A 13,955-nucleotide genomic window follows, 5' to 3' on the forward strand; every position below is an offset into this window, starting at 1 on the left:
CCCCCAGCCCTGTCGCGATCCCACACTCCCCCCACGGTGGCCGGCCACCGGCAACACCGGACGCCCACCCGCACACGGAACTGGAGCACTACTCATGAACAGCACCGTCTCCCACCGTCCGCTCGCCCTGGTCACCGGGGCCTCCGCGGGCATCGGCCACGAACTCGCGAAGCTGTTCGCCATCAACGGCTTCGACCTGATCGCCACCGGCCGCAGCGAGCACACCGACCAGGCAGCCGCCGACCTCGCACGGCACGGCGTCCACGTCACCCCCGTACGCGCCGACCTCTCCCAGAGCGAGGGCGTCGATGCGGTGTGGCGGGCGGTGCAGGAGACCGGCCGGCCACTCGACGCCGCGGTCCTCAACGCCGGCCGCAGCATCGGCGGGGCCTTCCTCGACACCGACCTCGACGACGAACTCTCCCTCATCCAGCTGAACGTGGCCTCCGTCGTGCACCTGGCCAAGCACGTCGCCCGGCACATGGCCGACAACGGCCGCGGACGCATCCTGATCACCTCGTCGCTGTCGGCGACCCTGCCCACGCCCTACGAGACCGTGTACGGGCCCTCTCGCGCGTTCACCCGCATGTTCGCCCTCGGACTGCGCGAGGAGCTCAAGGAACACGGGGTCACCGTCACCTGCCTCATGCCCGGGGCCACCGACAGCGACTTCCACGCCAACGCCGGCATGAACAACACCGCCTTCGGCCCCGGCATGAAGAAGAACAGCCGCAAGGAAGTCGCCCGCCAGGGCTTCCTCGCCCTGATGAACGGCCGCGCCGAGGTCGTCGGCGGCGACGCCGCCACCAAGCGCACCGCCATCGAACACCGCTTCCTGCCAGAGACGTACAAGGCCGCCCGACACGCCACCAAGGCCAAGCCGCGCCCTCAGCACTAGGCGACCATGAGGCTCGCAGTCCGGAGAGTCACGAGCGGAGTCACGTATCGGACGGTGCCAGGGTGCGCAGGACGTCGAACTCGTTGCCCTCGGGATCGGCCATGACCACCCAACTCCGGCCGGGGCCCTGGCCCACGTCCACCTTGGCCGCGCCGAGGCCGAGCAGCCTGGCCACCTCGTCGTCCGTACTGCCGTCGATCGGGCTGACGTCGAGGTGGAGGCGGTTCTTCACAGCCTTGCGCTCGGGCACCCGGATGAACACCACAGTGGGCGGCATCTGCCGGGCCCGGACCTCCTCGGCGGTCGGCTCCCAGGAGGCGATCTCGACCTTGCCCTCGCTCCGGTCGATCACCTCGAAACCAAGGACCGCGCACCAGAAGGCCGCGAGCCGCTCCGGATCATGGCAGTCGACGACCAACTCGGTGAACCTACTGGTCATTTCTCCCCCAGACAGTACGGCCGGGGGCTCAGCCTAGGGGGTCGCCCACCTCGAATCTCCGCTCTGCTCCTGCCCGGCACCGCACAACACTCGCATCCTTGGAAGAAGTGGGCAGTGGTTCCGTGCGGTGGCCCTTTTGCCGTCCCACGCCGGTACGTGCTCCGGTAAGGTCAGGGCGACGTAACCAGGGAGGGTGGATTCCTTGTGTGGTGAGGCCGTTGAGCCAGCTCGAGCCGCGCTGTCCCCTCACTCGCACATCACCCTTCCGCACGCCGTGACGCGCGTCATCGCCCTCCCCTCGAACCGCAAGAGCTGAGATGAATCCTCTGACCGGGTTGCGCGAGTGGCGACGGATGCGGCGCCGCGACAGGGACATGCAGCAGTTCGCCGACGTGCTCATCGGTCCCATCCGCGAGCGGCTGGCCGGTGAGCAGGCCGACGCGTCGGGCGGGCAGCGTCCGGCTGACCCGGAAGCCCTGTTCCAGGCCCTTGTCGAGTCCGCGCGGCAATGGCGCGGTGATCGTCCGCTTGAGGTGCACCGAGTCCGCATTCCGCGCAAGTTCGGCGCCACTGGCATGTGGGTGGAGCGGCAGGATCAGGACGACGTGATCATTGAGGCGGATGCCGAAGTGTGGCACCAGGCGCAGATCCTCGGCCACGAACTGTGGCACATGAGGCAGAAGGACGGGCTGACGCCCGAGCAGCTGGCGAACGAGGCCTGCTCGCCAACCGGATCGGGGCATCCGCACGCCGCCCGGCCGGCGGCCGCGCGGTCCCGCTTCGACGAAGATCCCGAGAAGGAAGCCGAGTTGTTCGGGATTCTCGTGGGGCAGCAGATGCGGTCCCTGATGGATCGCGACGTGATCGCCGGCGACACGGCCCGCCGGATCGCGGATTCCCTCGGCTACCAGAGGAACCGCAGATGAGCGGGGCGATCAACTACATCAGTTGTGCTCTGCTGTGGATCGCGCTTCTGTTCCGTCTGCCCGATCTGGCCCGACGCCGGATCGATCCGTCCTTGCGTGCCATCGTCGCCGTGCTGGGGTTTGCCTCGCTGTGCTTCTTGTTCGGGGCTCCCCCGACCGTGGCGCTCATCAACCGGCTGACCGGTGTGCCCAACATCGCCGCGCCGCTCACCTACGCGGCGATCACCGCGTACAGCGCGGCTTTGCTGGTCCTGATCGCTTGCTGGCGGGACGGGCCGACCATGCGTCGTACGACCCGAAAGTGGATCTACGGCTACGCGGTTGTGCTTGCGGGCATCGCCGTCCTGTTCGCCGCAGGCAGCCCTGCCGAGGAGCGGCGTACCGACTTCGACACCTATTTCGCGACGACTCCCTGGGTCGCCGAGATGATCGTGCTGTATCTGCTGGCGCACCTGACGGCCGTGACGGTCAGCGCCACATGGGCGCTGCGCTGGGCACGTGAGAAGGAGGTTCGACAGCGTCCCTGGCTTCGGGCCAGCCTCTTGACGATCGGCACTGGCACCGTGCTCAGCGCCGGCTACAGCGTCTCCAAACTGGCCGCCGTGGGGGCGCGTTGGTCGGGCCGGGACTGGCCGCAACTAGGGATCTCCATTCCTCCGCTGTTCGCGGGGTTGGGTGCGTTGCTGACGGTGACCGGTGTCTTGCTGCCGCTGGCTGGGCATCACTTTTCGTCCTGGGGCGACTTCGTGCGTCTCGCCCCGCTCGATGCCGTGCTCGATCCGGTACTGAAGGATCGCGCCCTGCGACTGGAGCGGCCGCGCTCCCCCTTCTTGTGGGCTACGTGGCGCCGTAGCACCATCCTCAACGGCCTCCGGGAGATCGAAACGCTTTTCGACAGAGGGCTCTACGACCACGTCGTGGAAGCCGAGTTCAGGAGGCTGCGGGAGCGGGGTGGCCGACGCGGTCGCTCAGTGACCGCTCACGAACTGGCCACTTCCGCCGCATGGGCGGCCACCATCGCCGCGGCGGCGCAGCAGAGCATCGGGCCGGCGGAGCCATCCAGTGAACCGGCCCCGTTGGCACTGCCGCGCAATCCAAGGATGCTGGTCCTGATCGCCGACGCCATAAGGAGATCCGAGCGTGAGTCTCACTACGCCGCAACCGACCCCGCCCGGGCCGGATCGGCATGACGCGCGCCACCTCCTGGACCCCACAGTCGGCGGAACGGAGCCCCCGGTATGAGTCTTGTCGTGTATCTGGCGGCGCTGCTGTTAGTGGTGGCCGCGATGGTGATCCGCCGATCCCCCACGACCGCTCCCACCTCGCTGACGGTTCCTACCCGGGCCACGGCGTTTCTCGGCGCCGTCTGTTTCATCTGCGCGGCGCCGGCGACGCTGGCCGCCGTCAACCGCGTCACCGGCATCCCGAACGTCGGTGCGCCGCTGACCTACAGCTCCATCTCGGCCTTCAGCTGCTCACTGATCATCCTGCTGATCCACTGGAGGGGCGGACCCGCCCAGCAGATACGGCGGATGGTGCGGATCAGCATCGCGGTCTACGCCATGCTCATCTTCGCCATCATCGCGTTGTTCTGTCTCGCGGACGCGGACACCGAGCGCCTCACCGACCTGGACACCTACTACGCCAACGCCCCGTACATGCGGGAGATGATCGTCCTCTACCTCCTGGGGCACCTGGCCAGCACCATAGTTCTGAGCGTGGTGTGTCTGAAGTGGGCTCGCGATGAAGTCACCGGTCTCCTCCGCGTCGGACTCCGACTGATCCTGGCCGGCCTGCTCCTGGACGTCCTCGGATTCGAGCTGACCAAAGTCACGGCGGTCGTGGCCCGGTGGTGCGGATACAACCTCGATTTCCTGTCGACGACGGTGGCCCCGCCCGCCGCCTCCCTCGGCGCGCTCATCTACTCCGCCGGGTTCGTCCTCCCGCGTCTTTCGGCGGCGGCATCGGAGAAACAGAGCCTGGTCAACTACCGGGCGCTGCTGCCCCTGTGGACCGCGGTCAAAGATGTCACCACCACCCCCCAGGCCGCCCCGCGATGGTGGCAGTTCTGGTGGCAACTGCCCAGCCGCCGCCTCTACCTGCTCGAAGCGCGCATCCGCGACGCCCTGCTGCAGTTGGCGGCTCAGGTCGACCGGCGCGTCGGCGAGACCGCTTACGCGGCCGCTGTGGGACGCGGCGAAAGCCCCGACAGGGCACGCATCGCCGCGGAGAAAGCGATGATCACGGATGGCATACTCCGGGCATCGGGGCGGATCGGCGGCCCTGCCGATCCGCCGGAAAAACTCCGCCTCACCATAGACCTGGTCGAACTCGCAAACGCCGTGAGCGGGACGCAGCATGCGGCACCGGATCACGTACGGGCACAGTGAACACGTACGACCGCAACAAGGAGAACCTGTGTCGCAAAGAGCTGTCGTGATCGGAGCGGGCATAGCCGGGCTGCTCGCTGCAGCAGCCGTGTCCCGCGCGGTCCCCGAGGCGGACATCGTGCTCCTCGACAGGGATGTGCTTCCCTCCGGACCCGCGAACCGCCGAGGGGTTCCCCAGGGACAGCATGCCCACCTGCTCATGGCCGGCGGGTGGATGGCCATGGAGAGCCTGTTCAGGGAAGACGTGCGCAAGCGCCTCTTCGAGGCAGGCGCACATGAGATCTCGCTCGCCAACGGCATGCTGGCCTTCTCCCCCGACGCCGGCTGGTTCCGCCGGTACCGGTGGGACGGCTCCCGCATGATCACCTGTACACGGGGCCTGCTGGACTGGGTGGTCCGCGAAACGCTGCTGCAGGAGACGACCAAGGTCTCCGTCCATCAGGCGGTGGTGGAGGGGCTGCTGGGCGACGCTCGGCGCGTTCGCGGTGTCCGCATCAGCGGGGCCGACCCGGCTCTCGGCAGCGAGGTGGAGGCGGACCTCGTCATCGACGCGAGCGGACGCGGTTCCCGCAACACCGAATGGCTCACAGCCATCGGCGTCAGCGGTGTGCAACAGAGGAAGATCGACTCCGGTCTCACCAACGCCACCCGCGTCTACCGCACACCACCCGGTGCCGAGTCCTTCCCCCTGACCATGATCCAGGCAGACCCCTACAGCGGCCGGCCCGGCAGAAGCGCCATGGTTCTGCCCATCGAGGGCAACCGGTGGATGGTCAGTGCCGGCGGCACCCGAGGAGGCGAGCCCCCGAACGACCCGCAGGGCTTCCTCGACTACATTGCCGGCCTTCCCCATCCGCTTGTCAGCCAGCTGATCTCCGGCGCCGAGCCCCTCACCGACGTGGCGGTCAGCCGCAGCACCAGCAACGTCCGGCGCTACTTCGAGAAATCCCCGGTGTGGCCGGAGCGATTCCTTGTTCTCGGCGACGCGTTGGCCACCTTCAACCCGGCCTACGGGCAGGGAATGTCCGTCGCCGCTCTGGGAGCGCATGACCTGTTCCAGGAACTCGTCCGAAGCGATATCTCCACCCCCGGCCTGTCCCGCCGCGTCCTGCTGAGCGCCGCCCGCCACGTCGACACCGCATGGTCCACCGCCGTGGCCATGGACGTCCTGTACCCGGACGTCAGAGGCGAGAAGGCAACCATCGCCGACCGACTCGCCGCCGGTTACGCCCGCCGGCTGACCCGCGCCGCGACCGGATCCTTCAACGCCGCGGCGGCCCTGTGGGACGTCACCAGCTTGAAAGCCCCCGCATCGCGGCTACTGCGCCCGGCAGCCCTGTTCGCCACCCTCAACGGACCACCGCTGCCCCGGACGAACGAACCCCCGCTACAGCCCTCGGAACGACAGATCCTGCAACGCCTCACCCAGGCCAGTGGGGAACCACACGGATCACGTTGAACGTCCCGATCACGGTGAAACGTCGACCACGCACCGGGTGATTTCTCCGGCAAGGCGGTCGAGGAATCCCTGCACTTCGGCTTTGGGTGAGGGAGCACGTCACTGGGACGACTGCTGGTCGGGCGTTTCTCGTTGGAAGGTGGCGTACAGCAGCCACAGGGACGGCACGAGCACCAGCGCTCCCACCCCGAGCGCGACGAGGACCGCTGACAACACGGAGGAGTTCGCCGCGGCCTCGGTCACCGTGGTGCTGCCGACCAGCAGCGCCGGGTACTGGGCCGCACCCCACGCCCACAGGATCGCGGCGACCGCCAGTGCCGCCGCGGCCCGGGCGGTCACGAAGCGCCGCCGCAGCAGCAGGCCGAGGCCGGCCAGACCGGCCACCGCGCTGGTGATCACCAGTGGCAGCGCGCGGTGGGTCAGTCCGTGGAACAGTTCGGGGGCGTCCGCGTGCAGCACCGCGATGCCCGCGAGGGCTACGACACCCGCCACCAGGCCGCTGGCCACCGCGTCGCGGGTGAACGCTGCCGCCAGTTCGGTGCGGTCTGCGCGGCTGGCGTCGGCGCACAGGTACACCGCCGCCAGATGCGCGCAGGTCACCACCGCCAGCACGCCGCCCAGCAGCGAGGTCGGGTTGAGCCAGCTGGTGACCACGTCACCCGCGGCGAGTCCCGGTGGCACGCGACCCGAGGCGACAGCACCGGCCACCGTACCGAGGAAGAAGGGAGTGAGCAGGGACGACAGCGCGAAACACGCGCCGAACAGCCGCTGCTGCCACAGTTCCGTACTCGCCTTGCGGAAGGCGAACGCGGCGCCGCGGGCGATGATGCCCAATGCGGCCAAGGTCAGCGGGATGTACAGGGTCGACATCACCGCCGCGAACACGGGCGAGAACGCCGACCACAGCATCACGATCACGAAGATCAGCCACACGTGGTTGGCCTCCCAGACCGGCCCGATGCTGTGTTCGATGAGGGAACGCCGAGCTCGGCCACGCTCGGCACCTCCGGCCAGCAGGTCCCAGACCCCCGCGCCGAAGTCGGCTCCGCCGAACAGGGCATAGCAGGTCAGACCCACCCACATCACCGCGAGCGCCGCGTCAGCGAGCACGGTCACCTCCAAGGGACGTACGGCGGACGATCAAGGGGTTCATGGGGAGGTCACACGACGGGATAGCCGGTGACGTCCTCCTCCTGCGGTGCCCTGGGCACCGGGGTGCCGCGGGCGAGGCGCCGCAGGACGTAGACGGTCGCGACGGTCATGGCGGCGTACACGACCAGCACCAGCCACAATCCGGTCATCAGGCCGGGAGCCGGGTTGACGGCGTCACGCACACTCATCACGCCCCAGACGATCCAGGGTTGCCGGCCCAGTTCGGTGACGCTCCAGCCGCATTCCAGGGCCACCACCGCGGCGGGTCCGGCAACCGCGGCCGACACCAGGAACAGACGCGCGGTGTTCAGCTCGCCTCCAGTACGGCGCCGGCGCCACCACGCCCACAGGAGCCACAGCCCCAGGGCGAGCAGGAAGAACCCGACGGCGACCATGAGATCGAACGCCCAGTGCACGCCGGTGACCGGAGGCCGCTGGGCAGGCGGTACCCGGTCAAGGCCCTTCACGACCGTGTCCGGACGGTACCCGACCAGCAGGGACAGTCCGTCGGGGATCTCCAGGCCGTACTTGAGCCCGTTGCCGTCCGAGACGCCGCCGAGGGTCAGCGGGACGTGCGAGCCGGTGCGGTAGACGCCCTCGATGGCCGCGAGTTTGGTCGGCTGGTAATCGGCCAGGAAGCGGGCCGCCCAGTCCCCCACGACGATCTGGAACGGTGTCACGATCGCGCCCAGCGTCAACGGGATGAAGAGCCCCGCACGGTGGTAGGCGTCCCGGCGCCCGCGCAGCATGGCCACGGCATACACCGCGGCGGTCAGGAACGACGCGACCATGAAAGCGGCCAGGATCATGTGCACGGTCTGCGGCGGGCTGGCCGGGTTCAGCATCGCCGCCCACGGATCGACGTCGACGACCTTGCCGTCGCGCAGGGTGAAGCCGCGCGGCTGGTTCATCCAGGCGTTCGCGCAGACGACGAAGAACGCCGACGCGGTGCCCGCGATCACGATGGGCAGGCCGGTAAGCAGATGGCGGCGGGGCGACAGCCGGTCCCACGCGTAGAGGTAGATGCCGAGGAAGATCGCCTCGAGGAAGAAGGCGATGCCCTCCAGCGCGAAGGGCAGTCCGATCACCTGACCGAACCGTCCCATCAGGCCGGGCCACAACAGCCCCATCTCGAAGCTGAGGATCGTGCCCGACACGGCGCCCACAGCGAACAGCACTCCCATGGCGCGCGCCCACCGGCGGGCCAGCAGACGGATTTCCGGGCGGCCGGTGCGGATGCCGTACCACTCGGCGAGCAGCGTGAGGGCCGGGAGCCCCACTCCCAGACAGGCGACGATGATGTGCCAGGCCAGGGAGAAACCCATCTGCGCGCGGGCCGCCGCGAGATCGCCCTCCGACACCCGGTCGGCCGCGTATCCGCCGAGTACCCACGGGCCGGCGAGCAGAGAGTGCTTCATGACACCCGCCGGTACCCGGATCGGAGGGGACGAACCGGTATCCACCGCAACTGCACCCGAAGGCATCACCGACACCGGGACGCACGCAGCGGCAGGGTCACGAAGCGGGAGCCCGCAGGGAGGCCGCAGCCGGCCCCAGCGGACACCCGCCGTTTGGCCGTCCGGCCGACGACGCTGGGTCTGCGGCCGGGCGCGCGTAGGGACCCGTCGCCGGGCACCCGGCGACGCACGATCGGACGCGCGCGGCGGGACTGGCACCTGCCGCGTTGCCAGACGCACTGTGTCGCGCTTGCATGAAGTTCGTGCCCGAGGTCTCGGCCTGTCGGCCCTCTGTCTCCGGAGGCGTCAAAAGCACAAGCATCGTGCTCTTGCCCGGGGACGAGGCCGCATGGCCGCTCGCGGAGATCCTATGCACCGTCGGTGACGGCCCCTGCACGGACGCTGTGCACCCCTGGGGCCCCGGTGCTCGTCCCCGACCTGCCCCGCGGCCTGGACACCCGCGGCGAGCCCCCTTCGCGGTCCCGGCAGCCAAAGGTCCAGGCAGCCAAAGCCGACGCGGAGGAGGTCTTCTCGATGCGGTTGATCGACGCCGCGGGTGCACGCGCCGAAGAGAGGGCCGGCATCGCCGGCCCGGTCGGCCCTCTCAGAGCGTAACCGAGCAGACCCGTTGGGCGACGACGGCGCGGTGAACCTGGCCTCGCCCTTCCCACGCCGGCCGCCCGCGAGCCCGAGCATGGTGCGGTCAGCGGCTGGTCACCTCAACCACCCGGTACAGCGTTCGGCCCGTCAACTCCGTTGCCAGATCGGCAGCTTGCCTTTTGTCGAAGCTTCCGTAAATCTCCACTCCTCGGCCAGTCAGGGACTGCTGCACCGAGGGTGCCGACACCACTCGCCCCCCGGCCGTGATCGCCAACTGGTTCTGCGGTGGCGGGAACGTGGCGAGTCGGCCCGTCAGTTGGGCGAACCGTTTGCCTCCCGCAGAGCTGAAGGAGAGACTGACACTCCAGCCACGATCGGCGGCGTAGGAGGCTTCGGCCTTCGTAACGTCGTTGCCGGTGAGAGCTGCGGCGCCCAGTAGATATGTGATCGGATCGTGGGCGTCGCACAGGACCACGGGCTCGGAGGGAACGGCCTCCTGCATCGCGACGGTGTCCGTGGGGCAGTCGGTCGCCTCGAACCGCTCCTCCAGCGCCGTCGCAGCGGGGTCATCTCCGGCCTGCGGCAAGCCGGTGCTCTCGGCCCCGAGCGGAGACGGGCTGCTCGTCGTGGCGGTTCGCAGCTGAAGTACCGGCCGGATCTCCGCACCGGACTCCCCCTTGGCCAGCGCCACCAGGCGTTCACGGTACCGGGCAGGCGCGGTGGCCGTGATCCTGTCGTCCGTGGCGGTGAACTCGGCTCCCTTGATGCCGGATTCGGCCGCACGCTCACGCAGCCGGGTAACCGCCTGGTCGACGTCGGTGGAACGTGCGTCGTCGGCAGGCGCGTATGTCACGGTCACGGTGGTCGGGTTCGCTGGACGGTGCGATGTCGCGGGTGCGTTCGGTGCCCCGAGAAGTGCCGGTACGCCGACGATGAGCAGGCCGACCAAGAAGGCGACCGGCCAGTCGTACCTGTCCACCGCGCCGTCGTCCCGCCGCAGGTCCGCTCCGTCGATACCGCTCCGGTGGCGTTCCCAGTCACCCGGGGTGGTGCCCAACAGCGCATCGGGTCCCGGTTCGCCGCCCAGCGGTGTGAAGCACGTGCGATCGGCCCACTGCTCGCCACGCGCGCCGCATTCCCGCACCCAGCGGGCCACCGCGGACTCGTCGTCGAGCAGGGCCGCGGCGATGACATGGAGGGGGGCTGTCCGGTGGGCACCGTCGGCCAGTCGCGCGCCGCGGCGCAGGGCGCGGGCCAGCGATGTGCTGATCTGGTGCGGCCGTTGTCCGGGTGGGGCGCTGAGCAGTACCCGGTCGCTTCTGCCCTCGGGGGCCTCATCGCGCAGGCCCCCGGCCGGACGTCCGGGCAGTGGCTGCCAGTTCCCCGGGTCTGAGCCGAATGCGGCGACGGCGAAACCCATCGTGCCGATCGGCTGTCCCCCGGATGTCTGCGCCGCCACGTCCAACACGGCCCGGACGGGCGGGGGAAGCCTCAGCGACAAGTGCCCCTGCGAGGTCACGTCTTCGATCGACAGGCCGCCTCCGTCCCAGAACACCGGGGTCGGGGGGCGGAGGCGCGGACGGCGGGAAGAAGAGGCCGTGGACCAGGTGATGAGCCCTGTGGTCGTGGCGGCGTCGAGCTCGGAGAGGGGCACTTCCCGAACGCGCTCGAGCGCCGCTTCGCGGAGTACGGACAGGGGTGCGCGACCATGTGGAACCGACTCGATGAGCCGGCGGACGTCCGCACCGGCGGCCTCGTCCGGTACGGGGGCCGCACCGCCGACCACGGTGTGCGCACCACCGAGGAAGCAGGCGAGCGGGAACCCGAACGGCTCCCTGCCCGCATCGACGATCATCCCGCTGACCCAGCAGGAACCCAGCACGACCGTCGACGGCCAGGGCAACAGCGCCGCGCTCGCGGCCGACAGCGCCGACCCGTCGGCGAGCCACAGCGACCGATCCGCCGCCGCACCGGCGGAGCCATGTGCCGAGATGACCGCCAGATCCGCCGCGGGTCGAGCGTGCAGGGCGGCCTCCAGTTGGGTGCGATCCGCTGTGCGCCGCACGGTCGCCGACGCGGCGATGCGCTCCAGCGTCGCCACCTCTGCCGCCGTGCTCTCGGGCGGGAGTCCGACGCCAATGTGGCTGACCACTGCCGGACGGCCAGCGGTGTGCGAGCCCGTATGCCTGGCGGTGGGGGGCCGGAGCATCGACAGCGCCGGGGTGAGCGTGATCAGCGCGTACTCCAGCAGAGGGCGCCGATCGCGCACGGGAAGGGCGGCGAAGGGCACCGCGGAGAGCGGTCCGTCGGGTACGACGACCACCTCTCGCGGGGTTCTCCCGCTCTCGGGGCACAGCAAGTCCCACCACTGGGCAGGGACCAGTGCCTGGCTCAGCTGCGCCCAGACCGGGTCGTCCAGCGGCGTGTAGTAGAGCATCGTCGTCTGCGCCTCGTCCGCCGCGGCCAGCGCGTCCAGGGCACCCACCGGGGTGAACGTGTCCGCGATGACCTCGCTCGCCATGGTGTCCAGCCGAGTCCGGTGGAGGCGGGTTCCGTCTGCGGCGGAGACCATCGCGCTCAGCACGGACCAGCCGCGCGTGTCACGTCGACAGTGGTAGAGCAGAGCGACTCGGTCGCCGAGCCGGTCGAGGAGGTCCTGGACGTCGGTGGTGGCGGAGATCGCCGACTCGTCCTGCGCCGCGTCGGCACCCTCCGGGCCGGGGCGCTCGCCGTTGGTGGTCATGGCGGCAGGCTCCCGAGCCCCACCGGCCGTGCCGCCGACCGTGTCGTCCGCTGTCGCGCTCGACGGCGAGGGAAGAGGGTCGTCGCCCCGGCGGGCGTCGGCGAGACGGTCGAGGAGGTGGCCGCGGGCGCCGACCGCGCCGAGGCGTTCCTGGACTGCGGCGAATTCCTCGGCCGTACGTGCCCGGGCAGTCGCCTCCAGCCGGGTCAGACGCTGAAGTCGGGTGTCCTCCGTCTGGAACCACGGACCGTCGTCCGCGCCGATCAGCGCCTCCGTCAACGTGCGGTGCAAGGACTCCAGCAGCCACAGGCCCAGTTCTGCGGCCTTGCCGGAATGGGCGTGGCCCTCGCTCGACACGAAAGTGAACACCCGTGCGTAGAGCTCCTCTTGTGCGCCCAGCCAGGCCGAGCGGTGCTCCTCGCCCCGCAGGGCGCCGCGGTCGGACTCCAGCATCTGCAGGCCCACCCGGATCATGTCGAGGGCCTGCTCCTCCTGATCCGGATCGTCGTAACCGGCCTGGACGGCGTTGAGGAAACCGAGCACTACGCAGCGGGCCGCGCGAGTCCGCTCCACGGTCGCCTCGAAGGCGCTCAGCGCGTCGAGGTACGCACCGGTCGCCGCGCCATGGTGCCCTCGGGACTCGTGGATCTCGGCAGCCAACATCAGTGCCGATCCGGTAGCCGTACGACCCTGCAGGTACGAGCGCAGCTGGGCATCCGGGTCGCCGCCACGGGACAGCGGCGCGACGCGGTCCGGCAGTCGGCACACCCGGTACGCCAGCGCCAGCGCCCTGTCCGGGTCTTTCGCGGCGAGAGCGCGTGCTTCGACAACGAGATCCAGAAGGACGGCCCCGAACTCCTGCCGCCACACCAGCGCCGCACGCCGCCCTGATCCGTGTGGAACCACCGGGTACGCTGCCACCTCCAGAGCCGCTTCGGCGATCAGCCCACGCAGCGCCGCCGGGACGCGTCCCGCGACGGCGGCTGCCTTCCGCAACTCCGCCAAGGACCGCTCGGACTCCCCCACCGCACGCAGCAGACCGGCCTCCGCCGCGAGCGCGGCAGGCTGGCGAGCGGCCTCCGGAGAGCCGCGCATCGCGCGTACCAGCCGCTCGGCATAGGGCAGTTTGTTCTGCGCGATCATGTAGTCGATTCCGAGGGCCCAGCAAAACGCCTCCGAGACGGCGTCGCCCCGGTCCCGGAACACCGCTGCGGACTCCTGCGCCTGGGTCTCGGCGAGGTCGGTCGAGAAGAGCGTGGACTGCGGGTAGGCAGTGATGAGATTGCGCAACGCGATGTAGGGGCGCAGCCCGAGCAGAGCACGGGACGACGGGCCGAAACCCGCGGCGGTTCTCCGGCGCCGCCAGGAAAGGGTGCCTCGCCCTCGGACCCGTCGGACGAACATCGCCAGCAGGACGGCGGCAGTGAGCGGACCGTAGCGCAGAGAAGTCCCACCGGGCCCGTCGTGGACCGCCCAGACACCGGCTGCCAAGGTCATCACCCCGAGGAAGACCTTTTGGAGGAGCAGCAGAGGCGGCGACTCACCGTCCAGACGCGTGCCCAACCGCAGCAGCGTCATCAGCACCACGGCAGCGACGAGGACCGATGTGCTTCCCGCGGGCAGCAGGTCCGTCAGCCACCCGAGAGGGGCGTCCTGCCACCGAGCCCCGCCTGCCCCCGGGTCCTGAGCAGCGGCGAGCCAGCCGAGGCCCGCCCCCACGAACACCGCGACCGGCACCGCATCGGCCGCCGCATACCGCAGCGCTGAGGTCACACGGTAGATGATCGGTCTCGAGAACATGCCGCTCCCCCGTTGAGGCATCCCTCTCATCCCCCACAACTCCACGTATTTCACGGAGAATCGGGGTGAGACACCTTATGGTGCAGGAGCG

The 13,955-nt window shown here is 69.8% G+C and carries 9 protein-coding genes; 5 read left to right on the top strand and 4 right to left on the bottom strand.

The window, feature by feature from the left end:
• Positions 1-94: 94 nt before the first annotated feature.
• Positions 95-898: an SDR family NAD(P)-dependent oxidoreductase gene (locus GRC12_RS02785; protein ID WP_208777012.1), complete on the top strand. Its 804-nt coding sequence runs from the start codon at positions 95-97 to the stop codon at positions 896-898.
• A gap of 40 nt (positions 899-938) precedes the next feature.
• Here GRC12_RS02785 and GRC12_RS02790 read toward each other — a convergent pair whose 3' ends face one another.
• Entirely contained in the window at positions 939-1,337 is a 399-nt protein-coding gene (locus GRC12_RS02790) for a VOC family protein (protein WP_208777013.1), read from the bottom strand.
• 317 nt (positions 1,338-1,654) lie between these two features.
• Between GRC12_RS02790 and GRC12_RS02795 the strand changes: the two genes are divergently transcribed.
• The 4 genes from GRC12_RS02795 to GRC12_RS02810 are packed head-to-tail and all read left to right on the top strand — an operon-like array spanning position 1,655 to position 6,112.
• Positions 1,655-2,263, top strand: coding sequence for a toxin (locus GRC12_RS02795; RefSeq protein ID WP_244371944.1), 609 nt, complete (start codon positions 1,655-1,657; stop codon positions 2,261-2,263).
• Complete coding sequence (locus tag GRC12_RS02800) at positions 2,260-3,453, top strand: MAB_1171c family putative transporter (protein WP_208777014.1); 1,194 nt, start codon at positions 2,260-2,262, stop codon at positions 3,451-3,453. Before GRC12_RS02795 ends, GRC12_RS02800 begins: the two co-directional genes overlap by 4 nt.
• 48 nt (positions 3,454-3,501) lie before the next feature.
• On the top strand, positions 3,502-4,653 hold the full coding sequence (locus tag GRC12_RS02805) for a DUF6545 domain-containing protein (RefSeq protein ID WP_208777015.1): 1,152 nt from the start codon (positions 3,502-3,504) through the stop codon (positions 4,651-4,653).
• Positions 4,654-4,681: 28 nt separating this feature from the next.
• Entirely contained in the window at positions 4,682-6,112 is a 1,431-nt protein-coding gene (locus GRC12_RS02810) for an FAD-dependent oxidoreductase (protein WP_208777016.1), read from the top strand.
• A 99-nt stretch (positions 6,113-6,211) separates the two neighbouring features.
• Here GRC12_RS02810 and GRC12_RS02815 read toward each other — a convergent pair whose 3' ends face one another.
• The 3 genes from GRC12_RS02815 to GRC12_RS46640 all read right to left on the bottom strand — a co-directional run bounded on the left by GRC12_RS02815 (position 6,212) and on the right by GRC12_RS46640 (position 13,837).
• A complete protein-coding gene (locus GRC12_RS02815) occupies positions 6,212-7,222 on the bottom strand; it encodes a cytochrome d ubiquinol oxidase subunit II (protein ID WP_208777017.1) in 1,011 nt (336 codons plus the stop codon).
• Between the two features lie 50 nt (positions 7,223-7,272).
• Positions 7,273-8,682 (bottom strand): cytochrome ubiquinol oxidase subunit I, encoded by a 1,410-nt coding sequence (locus GRC12_RS02820; RefSeq protein WP_208777018.1) that lies wholly within the window; start codon positions 8,680-8,682, stop codon positions 7,273-7,275.
• Positions 8,683-9,424: 742 nt separating this feature from the next.
• Positions 9,425-13,837, bottom strand: coding sequence for a CHAT domain-containing protein (locus tag GRC12_RS46640; RefSeq protein ID WP_208777019.1), 4,413 nt, complete (start codon positions 13,835-13,837; stop codon positions 9,425-9,427).
• Positions 13,838-13,955 lie beyond the last annotated feature (118 nt).

Origin of the sequence: Streptomyces griseorubiginosus (assembly GCF_017614965.1) — a bacterium.
Lineage (GTDB): Bacteria > Actinomycetota > Actinomycetes > Streptomycetales > Streptomycetaceae > Streptomyces > Streptomyces griseorubiginosus_B.

Bases quoted from the DNA above. Each gene is read 5' to 3' on its own strand.
- GRC12_RS02785 (WP_208777012.1), top strand. From the start codon at position 95: ATGAACAGCACCGTCTCCCACCGTCCGCTCGCCCTGGTCACCGGGGCC.
- GRC12_RS02820 (WP_208777018.1), bottom strand. From the start codon at position 8,682: ATGAAGCACTCTCTGCTCGCCGGCCCGTGGGTACTCGGCGGATACGCG.
- GRC12_RS02795 (WP_244371944.1), top strand. From the start codon at position 1,655: ATGAATCCTCTGACCGGGTTGCGCGAGTGGCGACGGATGCGGCGCCGC.
- GRC12_RS02805 (WP_208777015.1), top strand. From the start codon at position 3,502: ATGAGTCTTGTCGTGTATCTGGCGGCGCTGCTGTTAGTGGTGGCCGCG.
- GRC12_RS02790 (WP_208777013.1), bottom strand. From the start codon at position 1,337: ATGACCAGTAGGTTCACCGAGTTGGTCGTCGACTGCCATGATCCGGAG.
- GRC12_RS02800 (WP_208777014.1), top strand. From the start codon at position 2,260: ATGAGCGGGGCGATCAACTACATCAGTTGTGCTCTGCTGTGGATCGCG.